Origin of the sequence: Blautia sp. OF03-15BH, assembly GCF_003463065.1 — a bacterium.
GTDB lineage: Bacteria > Bacillota > Clostridia > Lachnospirales > Lachnospiraceae > Limivivens.
This window is the reverse complement of the sequence record NZ_QSCM01000029.1, coordinates 1-17,931: the sequence shown is the minus strand read 5'-3', so window position 1 is coordinate 17,931 and position 17,931 is coordinate 1. Positions and strand designations below refer to the sequence as shown.

Sequence of the window (17,931 nt, the reverse complement as noted above, 5' to 3'; positions counted from 1 at the left end):
ACGCGAATAATATTGCAATAGGATATCGAACATATTTTCTCTTTGTAAAGTTGGATACAACTGTTTTAGAACCTTTGGCTTTCATCTCGGCAATTAAATTACCGAGGATTCCCGCTTATTTTCCTAACATCCTCTCTTCCCTCTGTACTCTCTGCAAGGAACAACCGGCTTTTTACCAGGTACAGGCGCTACGTTTCGTTTATGAGCTGATCTATCTTCTCTGTACTGCCTTCCCAGCGTCCGGAAAACCTGCTGCTGCCGGAAATGATTACCGTTACTATGACCGTCTCCACACACTGACTGCATACATTCACGATCATTACAGGGAACCCCTGACTCTGGACGAACTGGCTTCCCTGATTTCTGTCACTCCGGCTTATCTTTCCCGGTTTTTTAAAAATTCCCTGCAGCTTACCATTACGGAATATCTCACCTCTGTTCGAATGGAACACGCCTATACAGACCTGATCACCACCGACTATTCCATCCGTAAAATTTCCGAGAACAATGGTTTCTCAAGCTACGCTTTCTTTGTCCGGAAATTCAAAGAGGCTTACCGGACCACTCCATTGAAGGTCCGGAAAGCCTCTGAATTATAATTTTTGTAACTGTTTGGAACCAGATAGATTTCCAGCAGGAGGGGAAGTTACGCCTCAGGTTTCAGACGCAGCGCAAACTGGAATTCCGTTTCATCCAGCCGGTATTTCTCAAGAAGCTGAGGGCCGCAGCTGTTGGAACCGATGCCATTCTGCCGGTAATCCAGGCAGAGCACGGTGCTTCCGCACTCTTCCAGCTCATAATTGTGAGCTTTTTCCGTCAGTTCTTCCTCCGTATAAATGGAAGCATTGAAGGAAAAGGTCTTCTCTCCGACGGCAGTCAGCGCTGTTTTTCTCTCTGCCAGCTGATGCCCGGTATGGCTTTCAACAGTTACGTAATCACAGTCATAGTGGCTGCCATTTTCCTGCGGCCGGATATAATCCTCATGAAGTTCTCTTACCGGAGCGGTAAATTCTCCATGCCAGCCAGCCCGATGTTTGTCCGGATAACTTTCTACCGGTCCGATGCCATAGTAGGTCACATCTTTCATTTCCTTCGGAAGGAATAACCGCAGGCCAAAGCGGGGCAGCATGGGGAAGATCGGGTTTCGTTTCACATCCATAACGACATCCACGGTTCCATCTGCCTGAATGGTCCAATTTACCTGAATATCCAGGATTCTCTGAATGTAAATGGCTGAAATGGAAAGACTGGTATGAATGAGAACACGCTTCTCCTCTGTCTGTACCTTCGTCTCATAAGCTCTCGTCACAATCCGGTCATACTGGGCCTGTTTCCATTCCCGTTTGATGTTGCGGTCATTGTCTGTCGGTGCCCGCCAGATATTGTATTCCATAGGCCGGTCCAGCAGATTCTGGTTCTTGTATACCATTTTTGCAAAAACACCGGTAAGCTTGTCGTATGTATAGCAGAAAGTATCAGAAGAAATCACCAGATAATGATCATCCTCATCCAGTACCGGTTCCGGGCTTTCGCTGTTTATTTCCGCAAGAAGTGCCTTTGCCTTCTGGTTTTTATTCTCTCCCGCTGCTATCGGAAGTTCATCAAAACCAAGTTCCAGGCCTTTGGGCAGAACCTCTGTTGCTTCCTTCAGAAGGTAAGTCAGTTTCAGGAAGCATTTTCCTTTTTCTGCCTGGGGAACCGGAATCGAAATCTCTTTTTCTGCATGAGGTGCAAGATCCAGAGTCTCCTTCTCCTCAATGACTCCTTTTTCCACCACCACACCGTCAATCGAAGCCTCATAACGGATCGTCAGAAGATCTTTCAAGTTGGTGAAATCCATGTAGTTATGGAGAATAACGGTTCCTTTTTCCTGGTCGAAGGAAACCACACGCGCCGGGCGATGTACATTTTTAAATTCCAAAAGGCCCGTATGAGGTGTCCGGTCCGGATATACCAGGCCATCCATGCAGAAATTTCCATCATGGGGATATTCCTGATGATCTCCGCCGTAGGCATAGACTTTTTTGCCTTTGATTGTTTTTCCAAGGTCAATGGCGTGATCACACCATTCCCACATGAAAGCACCGCAGGCTCCGTCATAGGAATGGATCACTTCAAAATAATCCTCCAGATCTCCCGGGCCATTTCCCATGGCATGGCAGTACTCACACATCACAAAGGGCTTGGTTCCGTCTTTTTCGAAGAAATCCCGGATTTCATCCAGAGACGGATACATCCGGCTGAAAAGATCGATGTTGCTGTAATCATATTTCCGTTTATCAGACACATAAAGCGCACTCTCATAATGGGTCAGCCGGGTCGGATCAAACTCTTTTGTCCATTTCAGTGCCGCCTCAAAGGTGCATCCGTAGGCACATTCATTTCCCATAGACCAGATCACCACGCTGGGTCTGTTTTTATCCCGCTCCACACAGCGCTGCGTACGGTCTACAGTCGCCTCTGTATACATGGGATTATCCGCAATGGCTTCGTTCCATCGTTTTGCTCTGCCTTCCCAGCTTGGATCCGGATTGTATACATCCGCAGTTCCATGGCTTTCATTGTCCGCTTCGTCAATGACAAAGAAGCCTAACCGGTCGTAAAGCTGATAGAAATGCGGTGCGTTTGGATAATGGCTGGTACGGATGGCATTCATGTTGTGCTCTTTCATCAGTGTCAGATCTTTCTTGATCTGATCCAGACTAATGGTAAAACCAGTGACCGGATCGCTGTCATGGCGGTTGGTTCCGTGGAATTTCACCTTCACGCCATTGATATAGAGAACGCCATTTTCCGTATGAATCTCACGGATTCCCACCTGTTCTGTGATGGCTTCCTCCCCGGTGGAGAGCACCAGCCTGTAAAGATAAGGATCCTCTGCATTCCAAAGATGAGCATTTTTTACCGGAATGGAAACTTCCCCCTCAGCCGTTACCTGGGCAAGGGTATTTCCCTCTGCATCAGAAAAGGTAAGATTCACTGGCACCGGCTCTTTTCTGTAAGTAAAGGAAACAGAAATCGTTCCCTCCTGATAATCTTCGGAAGGAACCGCTTTCACAAAATAGTCCTGGATTCCATTTTCCGGACGGTTTAAAAGATAGACATCCCGGAAAATTCCACTCATACGGAATTTGTCCTGATCCTCAAAATAGCTGCCATCACACCATTTCACCACCAGAACCGCCAGGGTATTTTCTCCTTCCCGGATCACATCGGTCACATCAAACTCACTGGTGGAATGGGAAACCTGGCTGTAACCCACGAAGCTTCCATTCACCCATACATAGAAACAGGAATCCACACCCTCAAAGTTCAGGTAAGCCTTCGGAGCCTTTGGATCCTTCTCATAGGAGAAATACCGGACATAAGCGCCGCAAGGATTCACTACCGGAACATACGGCGGATCCATAGGGAACGGATAGCGGGTATTGGTATACTGGTGGCGGTCATAGCCGTAATTCTGCCAGACCCCAGGCACCTTCACCTCGTCAAAAGCAGAAGTATCATAGCCATCCACAAAAAATTCTTCCTTTACATCATAGATATTCTCAAAATACCGGAATTTCCAGTCTCCGGAAAGCAAAAGGAAACGGTCGGAAGCCTCCCTGTTTTCCGGCTGCAGATCCATCGGAACCGATGCCGGAATATAATAAGCCCGGTTCGGCATGGTATTCTTGTGAAGCACATGCAAATCTTCAAAATACTTTGGTACGATCATTCCAAAAATCCCTCCTGTCAAAAAATCCCGCCAAAAGCGAGTCTGTACCTCCATTATAAAAAAACTCCCCCCGTTTTCCATACCCAGTATTAGACAAAATATGGACAAAATGATACAATCAGCTTCGAGAACTCAAAAAGCCGATTGTGCTTGCACAAATAGGCTTTTGAGTTTGAGAAGCGCCAGACAGGAAAAAGGAGCGATTTCCATCAGGAAATCTGCGGATTTTTCCTGGATGGGAAAATTGCGGGAGCGGCATCGCCGCGGAGCAATTTTCTTCCCCCGCCCAAAAGCTCTTGTCCTCTCACAACCGGCTTTTGAGTTTGAGACCCGCCAGACAGGAAAAAGGAGCAATTTCCGTCAGGAAATCTGCGGATTTTTCCTGGATAGGAAAATTGCGGGAGCGGCATCGCCGCGGAGCAATTTTCTTCCCCCGCCCAAAAACTCTTGTCCTCTCAAAAGGAGCAATTTTTATGTATGTTTATTCTGGATATTTGAATCACGGTGACATGGAGCTGGAAGACTATACGCATCCCCTCATCGTCACAGGCTGCGGCATCTACCGCCTCATCCGCCAGCCCATCATGCACACAATTCGCACAGAGGGCCGCAAAGACTATCAGCTTCTCTACATTTCCTCTGGAAAAGCCTTCTTCGAATTTCCGGAAGGAAGCATCGAAGTATCTGCCGGTGAGATGATTCTCTATCGTCCCGGTGTTCCACAGCGCTACTGGTATCTGGTCGAAGACCGTCCGGAAGTCTGCTGGATCCATTTTACGGGATCCCAGGCAGAAAGCTATCTTAATGAAGCCGGTTTTTCAAAAAAACATCAGCTCCATGTGGGAATTTTCCCTGAATACCGGGAACTGTTCCGACAGATTATCGGAGAACTGCAGCTTCGTCGCCCCTGCTTCGAAGAATTTCCTCCCCATTATCTTCGTCTGCTTTTTGCAGAAATCCACCGAAGCCAGAAGGAAGGTACCCTTAGCCTTCGTCCCAATCAGGAAGAAATTCTCCGGGCAGTTCAGGATTTCAATGAATCCTTCGCTGCTCCCATTTCCATTCAGGAATACGCTGCCTCCCGTCATATGAGCGTCTGCTGGTTTATCCGCAGCTTCCGAAACTACATGGGAATGGCGCCAATGCAGTATATCACCTTCCTGCGTATCACCCGGGCCAAAGAGTTGCTTCGAAGCACGGATTATCCGATTCAGGAGATCGGTTCTATCGTCGGATATGAAAATCCTCTCTATTTCAGCCGGATATTTAAAAAGCAGACCGGATATTCCCCTTCGGAATACCGGTCTGCCAGATAAATTGAAATCATTAGTTTTCATAAGCAGTCAGAATCTCTGATACTGCTCCAATCAGTGCTTCTTTCAGATCCAAGGCCTGGAGCTCTGCCAGTTTGGCAGCTGTGGAAAGCTTCTTCTGTGCAATGGCGTAAACAGCCTCTTTTTCAAAGCAGGTAAGCTCTCCGCGGTCCAGAAGATCAAAAATCATTCCTTCCACGTCATTCCTCTTCAGTCCGCCTTCCGTCATAGTGACCGTAATTCCCTCTGTCACAGCAGTCTTCGGAAGCACTACCGTAAGACAACCGGATTCTGCATCGTAGGTTTTCTCTGCGGAAACTTCTTTTCCACCGATAGTCACCTTTACATCGGAATCTTTCACTCCAAAAAACTGAACCTTCATGGTTCTCTCTTTCGGAATCAGCTCCAGCTTTCCTTCTGCCGGGAAGATTGTGAAGGTCTTCTTCTCCCAGTCAAAGGCCATCTTCGTGTTGACGGCTTCCCCTTTCAGATAAGCATTTGTTTCGTTGTCATCCTCATAAAGAGTAAAGCTTCCGTCTGCGCCTCCGTACACACGAATTGCAAGAGTTTCCGGATTGTGTACAGCAGCGGTTCCGAGAATCTCTTCTGTCATGGGCACAATGGCTCCTGCCTTGGCCAGAACCGGAATCGAATGAATATCCCGATACATATCCAGCATTCTTCCACCGCTGTAAAGCATACCGGTAAAGAAGTCAATATACAGTCCTTCTGGCAGCCATACGGAAACTTTTCCGCGGTCAATACCAGCCTGCTGCGGAGTCGTGATCGGTGCAACCACAAAAGCGGTACCAAAGGTATACTGATTTTTTACCGCATAGGCTTCCCGGTTCTGCGGATAGTCATAGTACATCGGAAGAATCAGCGGAATATTTTCTGCATAGGCCCGATGATTCATGGTATAAAGATACGGAATCAGGCTGTGACGCAGACGCAGGAAATCGGTCATAACTGTGCCAATCTCCATAGGATAACGCCAGGGCTCTTTTCCCATAAACTCGCTCTTGCTGCTGTGCAGACGGTTGATCGGTGAAAAGACGCCAAACTGCACCCAGCGGGCTGCCATTTCATTATTCTTATAACCCAGCATATGGCCGCCGATATCATGGCTCCACCAGCCGTAGCCGATGTTGGAAGCTGTGCTGGTAAAGTAGGGCTGGAAATCCAGAGAATCCCAGGTCATATGCGTGTCTCCGGAAAAGCCTACCGGATAGCGGTGAGAACCTGGGCCTGCATATCTTGAGAAAGTAATCGGTCGTTTTCCATCCCGGGCGCTGTCCAGATAATGGTAATGATTCAGCATCCACAACGGATCCAGTCCCGGTACCTTGGTTGTATTTCCCTGCTGCCAGTCAATCCACCAGAAGTCCACACCCTTCTCTTCTTCCGGGTGAAGCACACACTTGAAATAAGCTTCCAGGAATTCTCTACTGGTGATATCAAAGTCAACCGGTGCTTCATTGGCTGTATCGACATTGCCAAGCTCCTCCGCAATCTTCGGATAAGCTTCCTCATAGGCCCGGATACCATCTGCCGGATGCAGATTCAGTGTGATCCGCATGCCATGGTCATGAAGCCAGGTCATAAAACGTTTTGGATCCGGGAAATAGTTTTTATTCCAGGTATAACCGGTCCAGCCGCTTCCGTATTTCGGATTCACATCCTCGACCAGATGCCAGTCCATATCGATCACGCCGACAGAAAATGGAATTTCTTCTTTTTCAAAACGGGTCACCAGTTCTTTGTAGCTGTCCTCCGTATAAGCATAATAACGGCTCCACCAGTTACCAAGAGCATATCTGGGAAGCATCGGTGTCTTTCCGGTCAGACGATAAAAATCATTCAGTGCTTCCTTATAATCATTTCCGTAGGCAAACAGATAAATATCCACGCCTTCTCCACGACGCGGCGCAATCCAGCCATCTTCGGTCAGGACAAGAGATTTGCTGTCATCCAGAACAGAGCAGCCGCTCTGAGACTGGATACCATCCTGAAGGTCACAGGCGCCGTTTACATCATCCAGCGTTCTGGCTGTTCCGCCCAGGTTTCCGCTTTCTTCCCCATAATACCAGGTAGCTCCAAAGGGATGAAGCCCTCCGACAGCTTTTACCATCAGGCTGTTTTTAGAAAACGGCTCTCCGGAATATACCACATGCATACGGTCTGTAAAAAGTTCAAACCCTTCTCCATCCTTTACCAGACGGTGTGGAACTGCTTCAAACCGACGGTTCCATACACTCTGGGTCGGACGGTCTTCAAACTGTCCATCTTCCCGGTATTCCATACGGATCAGACAAGGTGTTAGAAGTGTAAAACGATAAGTCTTGCCCTGCACGGTATTTTCTTCTCTTCCGACAGGTTCCATGGTCCATAAATTGTTGTCGAACATAGGTGTCTCCTTTTCCCTTCTTGCAGGCGGATTCTCCTGCCTGTTGTTTTCTGTTTGGATTTTTCCGAAGCGTTTCCTTTTTCAGCCTTTTTCTGCTCTCTCTTTTAGCTTTTTTCGAACACTCGGATAGCGCTCCAGATCGGTATGAGGAATTGCCTGGGCTGCTACCATGAGTTCCAGAAAATCCTCTACCGCCCCAAACTGAATATACACCATTTTTTCCAGAATGTCATCCAGCTCATCCAGGATTTTTTTACACAGCAGAAGTTTTCCTGCCCCTTCCAGAGAAGAATTTCCTGCATTGATCAGTTTTCTGCGGTCTATATCCGGATACATGCCAATGGTGACGGCAGCTTCCTTTGATACATGTTTTCCAAAAGCCCCCGCTACGTAAAATTCGGAAATCTCATCCATTCCGATTCCGGCTTCTCTCAGCATATATTCTACCATGGTTGCCGCCGCTGCTTTCGTTCTTAAAAACTCATCCACATCCGATTGGAAAAAGAAAAGGCCCGGCGCATATTCTACGGCATACATTCCATCCACTTTTCGTATGGCTTTGTTTTTTTCCGGAACAAATTTTCCCCTAAGATCGATCCAGCCAGTCAGAAAAAGCTCTGCCAGAAGTTCGATAATGCCGGATCCGCAGATTCCTCTGGCTTCTCCGCCGCCGATCACTCCCAGTTCAAAGCCTTTTTCTGTCAGCCGAACAGACTCTACGGCACCTTCTGCTGCCCGCATCCCGGTGCGAACCACGCCTCCTTCCAGAGCAGGCCCGGCTGCTCCTGCGCCGCAAAGAAGAAATTCCCGGTTTCCTACCACCAGTTCTCCATTGGTTCCAATGTCAAAAAAGACAGAAATCCCGTCTTTCTTATAAAGCTCTGTGGCAACCATTCCACTGATGATGTCTCCTCCGAGGTAATTGGATTTTCCCGGATAACAGTACACATAGCCTTTCACCGGAATTCCAAGCTCCGCTGCCAGAAGAAAGCCCGGACGGTCTACCTGTACCGCATAGGGCGTCTGAAATACGCAGAACGCATCCAGTCCCAGGAAAAAATGAATCATCGTGGTATTCCCGGCCACCACCATCTGAATGCACTGCTCCGCCTGAATACCGGTCTTTTTTTCCAGCTTTTTCAAGACTTCCAAAATGCTTTCCAGTGCTGCACCGCGCATTTCTTCCAGTTTTTCCGGCTGATCCTTACAATAAAAAATTCTCGTAAGAATATCCGTTCCAAAGGCAATCTGCCGGTTATAGGCACTGTCTTCTGCCAGGCAGTTCCCGGTATTACAGTCAAAAAGCCGTGCCACCACCGTCGTACTGCCAAGATCTACGGCCAGACCATAATGGATCTCTGTGGTATCCCCTGCTTCCAGATCCACAAGGATCCACTGACGGCCATCCCAGGCCAGAGAAGCCGTCAGTTTATAGACTGCATTTTCACAAAGGGGGTACAGTTTTCTCATGACTTTTAAAGACATCCCTGCAGAATACCCTTTTTCCCGGAGCGCTGTCAGAATCCGCTCCTCTAAAGAGCGGCTGTCCGCCTCTGTCGGGGCAGACAGCTCTATGTATTCTTTCCGACTGATTCCTTCCATCAGGCTTCCTTCTTCAGCCAGAAGAAGCTGTTGCCCGGGATCATAACTCCGGAAGCTTTCATTTCTTTTCCGGTTACAAGATCACGGTACATACCGTCCTCCTCATTGATCCAGGCCATTTTTCCAAATTCACTGAAGTTAAAGAGACCAATCAGCTTCTCGCCTTCGTATTCTCTTACAATGCAGATCACTGCCTGTTCATAAGTCTCCAGTGTATAAAACCCGGCATTGGCAAGAAAAACTTTTTCGTTCTTACGGATCGTCTCCAGTTTCTTCAGACCGTCAAAGATTCTTTCTTCCACCGTTCCTTCTTTATGGATATTTTTTTCCAGATCCCAGTGGAATTTTCCTCTGTGGATATAACGGGAATCCGGTGCTTTTTCCGGATCCTCTTTATAGCTGTAATCGTTGACCTGACCGATCTCATCTCCGCTGTAGAGCATTGGAATACCGGACTGCATAAACATGAATGCATGAAGCATCAGATCTCTTTTGATCGCGGAATTCATCTGATCCGGATCCTTTTCAAAACCGGCCTTTTCAACGCCGCACATAGAAGCGGTAGTTCCACAGAAACGGGCATCTCCGGTTACCGGATCTGCATTATAAAGCTCACCGCGGCTGTAGCTGCCATCTGTTTTTCCAAGGAAGAAATCATTGATGTACTGTTTGTGCGGGCGTTCTTCCATGCCCCACCATTTCAGTGTATCATAATCCAGTCCCCAGCCGATATCATCGTGGCAGCGGAGATAGTTCAGAAATACATGTTCTTTGGGCAGACCGCTTAAAACATCCATCTGGATTTTCAGAAGGCGGGTATCTCTGGTCGCCAGAGAGTTCCATGTGGTGGCCATAGTCGTTACATTATAGAGCATATGGCACTCCGGTTTTTCAACGGTTCCAAAGTAAGGAGCTACCTTGGATGGCTCCATGACTACCTCGCCCAGAAGAAGGATTCCAGGGCATACGATCTCACCGATCATACGCATCATGCGTACAATGGTATGTACTCTCGGCAGATTTCTGCAGCTGGTTCCCAGCTCTTTCCAGATGTAGGGAACCGCATCGATACGGATCACATCGATACCTACATTGGCAAAAAACAGGAAATTATACATCATCTCGTTGAACACCCGGGGATTGCGGTAGTTCAGATCCCACTGATACGGATAGAACGTGGTCATGACATAATGTCCGATCTCCGGAAGATATGTGAAGTTTCCCGGGGCAGTCGTTGGAAATACCTGGGGAACCGTTTTCTCATATTCCTGAGGGATGCAATCATTGTCAAAGAAGAAATAACGGCTCATATACTCGCCTTCCCCTTTTCTTGCACGAACTGCCCACTCATGATCTTCTGAAGTATGGTTCATAACAAAGTCCATGCAGACGCTCATTTTCTTGTCATGGCATGCCTTGGTCAGATCCTCAAGATCCTCCATGGTTCCCAGTTCCGGCTGAACTTTACGGAAATTGGAAACGGCATATCCACCGTCGGAACGTCCTTTCGGAGTCTCCAGAAGCGGCATCAGATGTACATAGTTTACACCACTTTCCTCCAGATAATCAAGCCTGGATTCCACGCCCTTCAGGTTGCCTGCAAAATTATCCACATAGAGCATCATGCCCATCATATCATTCTTTTTATACCATTCCGGATCAGCCTCCCTCTGACGGTCCAGAGTCTTCAGTCCCTTCCGGCGCTCCTTGTAGAAACGATGCATCTGCTCACACAGTTCCTCAAACATCCAGTCATTCTGATAGACTTCCATATACAGCCATCTCAGTTCATCTCTGTGCTTTGCAAAACGGCGCTGATACTCCTGCTCCTCCAGTTCTTCCTGACGCTTTGCCTGCTCTGCTGCTGCTTTGTCTTCTTCCTCTGCTTTGGCTTTTGCTTCCGCAGCTTTGACTTCTTTCTCTGCTTTTGCTTCCGCAGCTTTGACTTCTTTCTCTGCTTTTGCTTCCGCAGCTTTGGCTTCTTCCTCTGCTTTGGCTTTCGCTTCCGCAGCTCTTGTCTCTTCTTCTGCTTTGGCTTTTGCTTCCGCAGTTTTTGTCTTATCCACAGTCTTTACCGCTTCCTTCTGAGCTGTTTTTGCAGCCTCTGTTATCGCGTCTTTCACTGTATTTTGCCCTTTTCTTCTTGCTCCTGCCTTCATCTTTTTATCTCCTCCTCGATATTTTTTAACGATCCTTCTGTCATCATCGCTATCACACAGACATACCTGTTTCTGCATTCTCTGACAAACATCCACTACAACGTTGTAAAGCGTTCAAAAGAACCTGCCCTTAGAATTTCTTTTGAAAACACTACCATTATTCAGGAAAACGTTTTCATAAAAGATTCTAAAAATCTTAGATTCACTAAAATTGCTTATTCATCTTGATATTATAACGCATTCCGTCTTTCTTGTCCATATGGCGAAGATTCCAAATTTTCTTGTTTTAAATCGTTGTTTTGACCAGTTGGAGGAATATTCTCTTATATCTGGAATACGTTTTCATATTTACGACCCAAACTGATCGCGTCTGTAAAAAACAGTTTCTGCTTCATTTATTGACAAAACTTTCTCATTATGCTATGATGGCAGCGATATTTCCGTGAGGGAGTAGCATGCGCGAAACAACCGCGTAGCAAGTCAACATACTGACCTTCCGGTCTGGCTTGTTTTAAATTGCGAGACTCATGTATACGCACTACCGCTATACATGTGTCGAAATTTTTCGTTTTCTGACCCCTGGTATGACGTGTGCGTCTGTGCCTGGGGTATTTTTTTGTCACCACGCAATTTTTGCACCCATTGTGATTTTTACCTTTCAGGCCAAAACTATATTAATCCTTTGGAGGAGATCAAAATGAACTGGAGTTTTTTATTTTTCTTTAACAGCATCCTTCTGGGTGCCGGACTGGCTATGGATGCTTTCTCTGTTTCTATGGCAAATGGCCTGAATGAACCGAAAATGTCCCGGAAACGCATGTTTTGCATCGCAGGCACATTTGCTGTCTTTCAGGCTTTCATGCCCATGACCGGCTGGGTCTGTGTACACACGATCGTAGAATATTTCAATGCCTTTGAAACCTTCATCCCCTGGATTGCGCTGATCCTTCTCGCGTACATCGGCGGCAGCATGCTGGTCAATGGTATCCGCCACAAAGATGAATCTGAGGTTTCCACCGCCCGGCTAACCGCCTGGACTCTTTTCATCCAGGGAATTGCGACTTCCATCGATGCCCTCTCCGTCGGCTTTACCATTGCAGAATATGACTGGCTCATGGCTCTTGTCTGTTCTCTCATCATTGCCGTCGTTACTCTGCTGATCTGCCTGTCCGGCCTTGTCATCGGTAAAAGATTCGGAACCAGGCTTTCCAACCGGGCAGAGATCTTTGGCGGAGTAATCCTGATTGCCATAGGTATAGAGATTTTTGCCAGCAGCTGGTTCTGATCATCTTCTTCCCGCTAGTTCATAACATTTTCCGGATGATCTCTGCTGCCAGATTATTTCCAGCTCTGGTATCACTGCAGCTTTTCGCCATAATGATCGTATAGCGTGGGTCCTGAAAGTAAGTAAGCTTATAATGCTTTCCTTCGGAAGCTACCGAAAAACCAAATTCTTCCAGATCGTGTTTTAATGATGCGGACAGGTTGGAGTAACCTTTCAAAAGCCTTTTGATCCGGCTTTTTCTTTGCTCCTGCCGGTCCGCATGTTTATTTTTATCCAGAATACTCTTCAGAATTTCCTGCCGCCTGGTATCTGCATTCTGCTTTTCCAGACCATCGGAAAGCTGATCCAGAAGGATATCCCGCATCTCTCCTTCATAAAATTCGATCATTTCGCCTTTATAAAGAAGAGGAACTGCCTGCATTCCTTCTACTTTTTCATGGAGTCTCTGGTTTTCCAGTGTCAAAACATTTATCCGTTTAAGCAGTGTCTCCATCCTACTCTCATAATCTTTGAGTTGTGCTTCAAAGATTTCATAAAGATCCTGATTTTCTTCCTGTATTTTTCTATGATTATTTAAAAGAACCGAATGGTTCAGACGAAGGCGCTCCATACGGATGCCTTCCCAGAGATATAAAAACCCGCGCGTCTGCTGGTTCTCATAACGATAGATTGTATTGACAATTTTTTGAAACAGAATTTCTTCCGTATATGGTTCAAAATGGATCTTTTTATTTTCTGCAGAGACACAAGGATAATAAATTCCAATGGCTCCATGATGCGGATTTTTTCCGTTACATTTTTTTCTCAGAAGCTTCCCTAGCTCCGGTGTCGTCTCTTTCAATACATGAGCCGTTCCTTGAAGCTGTTCCGAAAGCAGATCGGCATTCAGAGGATAACAGCCATCCCATTTTTTTGTCAGATAAACGATCGGCAATTGAAAATGCTCTTTTCCAAGAAGTATCCTTTCTGCCAGTTCTTTTTCTCCAATACCCAAAGATACGGGCTTCCCTGTAACAGGCAGCCTCCCATCCATTCCAGCATACCCCTTCCGTATCACCAGTCTGATAAAATATGGTGGAGAAAAACGGTAAAAAAATGAGCTTGTCTGTTCCGTCACCTCCTGATCCAGCCTGACAGAAAGTCTCTTTTCTTCCAGATTCAAGACAAAATCAGAAGTCCAGATCATTCCATATCTGTCTGTTTTCTGAAATCTTGCCGCAATTATCCGCTTCTCCGGAAGATCTTCCACTGCCAGCAGTCTTTGTTTCTCCTGCCAGCACAAAGTGTAAGTTTCCTCATCCCAGCTCACTCCCTTCATTCTGTCATGCAGACTTCCCTGGTTCCACTCCAGGAGCAGCCGCACAAATTCTTTCTTTGAAAATGCTTCCTTCACCGGAATCATTGCAGAATAAATCTGCATAGAATCCCCCCTTTTTCTACTTTTCCTGCTAAAGATAAATGCATAGAAATACCCCTTTCTCAAAAAATATTATAAAGATTCATTTATATATGTGGTGTTGTTTGAATTATAAAGACTATAAAGATTATATAGATGAATAAAAAAGATAAATAAAGATTGACTTTGAAATGACAGTTTTATATTACCATGTATTGCGAGATTTTGCAAGTGTTTAAAATCAAATCAAATAACTTCTCTCATATTCACAGAAAAAGAGCAGAAACTTTTTTCCCAGAAAAGTTCCTGCTCTTTCATCTCTGATTCATTTTTATCTCGGCCAGCGCTCTTCTTTAGATAACAATTTCGGAAAAGGCTGATGAGGTTCTGACTGATACCAGTAAGCAACACTGGATACATCATCCTGCCGTTCAAAGAGACCTTTGTGGCAGACACCGATCTGCTGGATCGTCACACGGATATCTTCGTCAAAAAGAATCGGATCCAAAATGTGCCAACGATAAAAACCTCGTTCCGTTGGTGTATCATTCATATGATAGGGATTATAGACCGTGTCGTCTTCTCTGGAATAATAGGGATATCCCATAAAAGGCGTGCAATACGTCTGTTCCCTGGCCACGCTATTTTCCGTCCTTGTAAAACTCCAGGCGCCGCCAAAATAATCCTCTGTTCCCGTACCACAGATGGTCGGATATTCTTCATCACCATCCAGATAAACCTTTAACTCTCCCTCGCCCCACCAGTAACGTTCCAGTGCTGCAATGGCCAGATAGGTACCAACGTAATGACCTTTTCCTTTTACACCATCCAGTATCGTATAGTCCTTTTTAAGTTCCGTCAGACGTTCCCGTCTCCATTGTGCATGAAAATAAGCCATATCCTCCGGAAGCTCATCATAAAGGGTATAATCAACCTGATAGAAAAATGCCGGTATTTCTGCTTCATGCTGGTTTTCCAGTGTAATACGGGCTTTTTTTCGGAAAGGCATCTGAAAATAACTATTGAAACCTCTGGAAGGATTCACCACGATCGGGAGCGAATTTACCAGACATCCTCTTGCAAACCCACAGCAGAAAAAATCTCCCAATGGACTTTCCACAGACGGTTCTTCTTCATCGTCCCAGTAAATCCTCAAAACCAGATCACGCAACACGTAATAATCTTTTTCCGTACGGTCTGTCACAGTCATCCAGATATGCTGTATCACACCCGGTCCTTCCATTTCAGCCAATACTTTTGTTTCTCCGGGAATAATCTTCTGCATGCAGGGAGAACCTTTTCTGCCAGGACCGAGGCTTCCTGCTGCCATTCCGCCTTTTCCCTTTTCACCTCTCGGATTTTCCTGATTAATACAGCGGCTCTTTCCCTTTTTCTGAAGTATAAGTGAATCCAGACTATTGGTAAACTGAAACATGTTTTTCTCCTTTTTTCTGCCTGTCTCTTATTTCTGATTCTGCCAATAGGTCTGGATCGCATCAGCTGCTGCATCCCGATCCATCATACCGGTAAGATACTGCTGCATAACGGCTCCGTTTTCTGACCAGAAATCTGACGGCAGGAGACGGCTGAATGCATAGGTACTGGATACTGCTCCGTTCGCAATATAATCCTGCGTAGAAGAAACCAGCGGATTATCATAAGAAACATCCACTTTACTGAACGGCAATGCCATATCCAGAAGATCGGACATCTCCTGTGCTTTCTCCACACAGAAAAATTCTACCAGTTTCTTTCCTGCTGCCTGCTGTTCCTCTGAATTCTGGCTTGCATCAATGCAGTAACCTTTAGAACAGAACACTCCAAGTTCTGTATTTACCGCATCATCTTCCTTTCCAGTCAGCGGACAGGGCATTAAACCAAATTCGTCATCTGCAGAAGCAGAATCTTTCATATAATTCCATGCCCAGTCACCCATAAACCACATGGCAACGTCACCTTTTGCAATGGCCTGACCATCAATATCTGTATTTCCAACCAGCGGATCATTGGCATTATAATTGTATTTTGCAATAATATCAAAGGTGTCCATCACGCTGTTCCAGGCATCGTTGCTCTTCAGTTCTGCGGAACCATCCTTCAGACTGTTGATGAAATTCTGCTGTGCTTCCGCATCTCCCTGAATACCGGAAAATACCTGGCTGAGATAGTGAGAGCCCAAAGACCAGTCCACACCGGTAAACATAATCGGTGCCACGCCGCCTGCCTGGATTTTCTCACAGAGAGCCTCAAGGTCTGCATTACTCTTGATCGTAGAAGGATCGAAAGCCTCACCGGTAGCTTTCTCGATAACGGTTTTGTTATAGACGATACCCATGGCTGTCACACAGTTTGGAACCGCATAAAGTTCTCCGTCTTCCCCTTTAAACACATCGAGATAGGACTCATCTAACTGATCTGTGATCCAGGAATCTTCTGTCAGATCATAAGCTGCCATATTCTCAATATTTTCCTGGATATCGACAGGATCCATGATGGAAACGGTTGGTGCATCGCCGCTTGCGTAAAGAGTCATCCATTTCTGTTTCTCACTGCTGTCATAGGCAATATAATTAACCTTGATGTCCGGATTTTCCTCCATAAATTCCTCACATAACTGCTCAAACTGAGCATCCTTGTTGGGCAGTGTGGTGTAAAGGGAAATCGTTACCTGGCTGTCGGAATCTGCAGACACAGCCAGACCAGATACAAGAGAACCAGCCATCACAGCTGTCATCAACGCGCAAATCAGTTTCTTTTTCATTTGAATAACCTCCTGGAAATTTCTTTTGCTGAGATACAGCCTAAATGGTTGTTTCTGGTTATTCAAGCGGTTATTTCCAAAACCAGATCTTTTAACAAAAAAGAAAACCTCTTTTTGTTACTTCTGCTCAAAGTTTCTGTTTTTTACACTCTCCCTCACAATCAATTCCAGGGGAAAACTGTAACTATGTACGGTTACTGCTTCTCCCCGTATCCTTTTCATAAGAAGTTTTACCGCTTCCTTCGCCCGAAGGGAAGGGTACTGGCGAATGGTTGTCAACCTGGGCGTCACAAGTTTTGCAAGAGGATTATCATCAAACCCTGTCACAGAAAGTTCTTCCGGAAGTTTTAAGCCCTGAGCAGAGAATACATCCATAGCCTCACAAGCAAAGTAATCCGAGCAGAAAAAAGCTACCGTATATTCTTGTTTTTTTACTCTTGGAACAAAGCTCCTGAAAATTTCTGAACGCAGAAGCTGCTCCTCCGGCAGCACAAAAATATCTTTCTCCTCAAGTTTTTTCCCCACAGCCGCTAAAGCCTCTCTTACTCCCTGCAGCTTTTCTTTCGTACTTCCATAATCCATTCGTTCATCACAAAAAAAAGCAATTTTTTCATGTCCCTGACTGAGCAGATACTCTGCCATGCTTTTGGCACCATCCACACTCTGACCGCTGACATTATCATACCCCCCTTCCTCTGAATCAATAAAGACCACCGGTTTTGGCATACATTTTGACAAATACTCACAGGTCTTTGGATTCTCTCCCAAAACCAGCACTCCTTCTACCTGAAAAGCCTGACTTTTCCGAAGCAGTTCGTCTTCATTTAAGGAAGAATCGTACCACACATTTCTGTGATAAAGATGAAGTTCTTTTTCAATCGCTCCAAGCATTTCTCCGCAAAAAGGATCCATGAGAATATTTTCTTTCGTTCCAAGACAAAAGCTTACCAGAATAAATTTTAATTCTTCTGTCTCTTTTTCCGTTCTGTAATCAGCGACATAATGGTAATGTACCAACGCTTCCTCGATCCTTTTTCTCGTATCTGCTGACATTTTTCTTGTTTTCCCATGGATCACATTAGAAACGGTAGTTGTACTGACTCCCAGTTTCTCTGCAATTTCCTTGATTGTCACCATATTCCCCTCCTCCGCTTTTCTTTTTTTACTATAACAGATTTCACGAAAATTTTGTATCAAGACAACAAAAAAACCAGAAGCTTTTGCTCCTGGCTCTCATCTCATATACCTTCAAAACCACACACAGAAATTTATTTCTTCCATCCGAATCTT

General features: G+C 45.8%; 11 protein-coding genes. 3 read left to right on the top strand and 8 right to left on the bottom strand.

Annotated features, from left to right (window positions below; all coding sequences use genetic code 11):
* A partial coding sequence (locus DXA57_RS16590; RefSeq protein WP_147345715.1) for a helix-turn-helix transcriptional regulator occupies window positions 1–599 on the top strand: 599 nt, incomplete at its 5' end.
* Between the two features lie 47 nt (window positions 600–646).
* On the opposite strand, the gene DXA57_RS16585 is transcribed toward DXA57_RS16590, so the two are convergent.
* Complete coding sequence (locus tag DXA57_RS16585; protein WP_117768369.1) at window positions 647–3,718, bottom strand: glycoside hydrolase family 2 TIM barrel-domain containing protein; 3,072 nt, start codon at window positions 3,716–3,718, stop codon at window positions 647–649.
* 473 nt (window positions 3,719–4,191) lie between these two features.
* On the opposite strand from DXA57_RS16585, the gene DXA57_RS16580 reads away from it, so the two are divergent.
* The gene (locus tag DXA57_RS16580; protein WP_117768368.1) at window positions 4,192–5,034 is read left to right on the top strand and encodes a helix-turn-helix domain-containing protein; all 843 of its coding nucleotides are present in this window, start codon (window positions 4,192–4,194) and stop codon (window positions 5,032–5,034) included.
* Between the two features lie 10 nt (window positions 5,035–5,044).
* Here DXA57_RS16580 and DXA57_RS16575 read toward each other — a convergent pair whose 3' ends face one another.
* The 3 genes from DXA57_RS16575 to DXA57_RS16565 all read right to left on the bottom strand — a co-directional run bounded on the left by DXA57_RS16575 (window position 5,045) and on the right by DXA57_RS16565 (window position 11,199).
* The gene (locus DXA57_RS16575; protein WP_117768367.1) at window positions 5,045–7,438 is read right to left on the bottom strand and encodes a glycoside hydrolase family 31 protein; all 2,394 of its coding nucleotides are present in this window, start codon (window positions 7,436–7,438) and stop codon (window positions 5,045–5,047) included.
* Window positions 7,439–7,519: 81 nt separating this feature from the next.
* The gene (locus tag DXA57_RS16570) at window positions 7,520–9,040 is read right to left on the bottom strand and encodes an ASKHA domain-containing protein (protein WP_117768366.1); all 1,521 of its coding nucleotides are present in this window, start codon (window positions 9,038–9,040) and stop codon (window positions 7,520–7,522) included.
* Entirely contained in the window at window positions 9,040–11,199 is a 2,160-nt protein-coding gene (locus tag DXA57_RS16565) for an alpha-amylase family protein (RefSeq protein WP_243005824.1), read from the bottom strand. The genes DXA57_RS16570 and DXA57_RS16565 overlap by 1 nt, the downstream gene beginning before the upstream one ends.
* A gap of 697 nt (window positions 11,200–11,896) precedes the next feature.
* Here DXA57_RS16565 and DXA57_RS16560 point away from each other — a divergent pair.
* Window positions 11,897–12,484 carry a manganese efflux pump MntP gene (locus tag DXA57_RS16560; protein WP_117768365.1) on the top strand — a complete coding sequence of 196 codons (588 nt, stop codon included), beginning with the start codon at window positions 11,897–11,899 and terminating at the stop codon, window positions 12,482–12,484.
* A gap of 19 nt (window positions 12,485–12,503) precedes the next feature.
* Here the strand turns inward: DXA57_RS16560 and DXA57_RS16555 are convergent, their stop codons facing one another.
* From DXA57_RS16555 to DXA57_RS16540, 4 genes are all read right to left on the bottom strand, one after another.
* Window positions 12,504–13,904, bottom strand: a complete 1,401-nt coding sequence (locus tag DXA57_RS16555; RefSeq protein WP_117768364.1) for a hypothetical protein — start codon at window positions 13,902–13,904, stop codon at window positions 12,504–12,506.
* Between the two features lie 307 nt (window positions 13,905–14,211).
* Complete coding sequence (locus DXA57_RS16550; protein ID WP_117768363.1) at window positions 14,212–15,315, bottom strand: glycoside hydrolase family 172 protein; 1,104 nt, start codon at window positions 15,313–15,315, stop codon at window positions 14,212–14,214.
* 27 nt (window positions 15,316–15,342) lie between these two features.
* Window positions 15,343–16,641, bottom strand: a complete 1,299-nt coding sequence (locus tag DXA57_RS16545) for an ABC transporter substrate-binding protein (protein ID WP_117768362.1) — start codon at window positions 16,639–16,641, stop codon at window positions 15,343–15,345.
* A gap of 117 nt (window positions 16,642–16,758) precedes the next feature.
* Entirely contained in the window at window positions 16,759–17,778 is a 1,020-nt protein-coding gene (locus DXA57_RS16540) for a LacI family DNA-binding transcriptional regulator (RefSeq protein ID WP_158571354.1), read from the bottom strand.
* Window positions 17,779–17,931 lie beyond the last annotated feature (153 nt).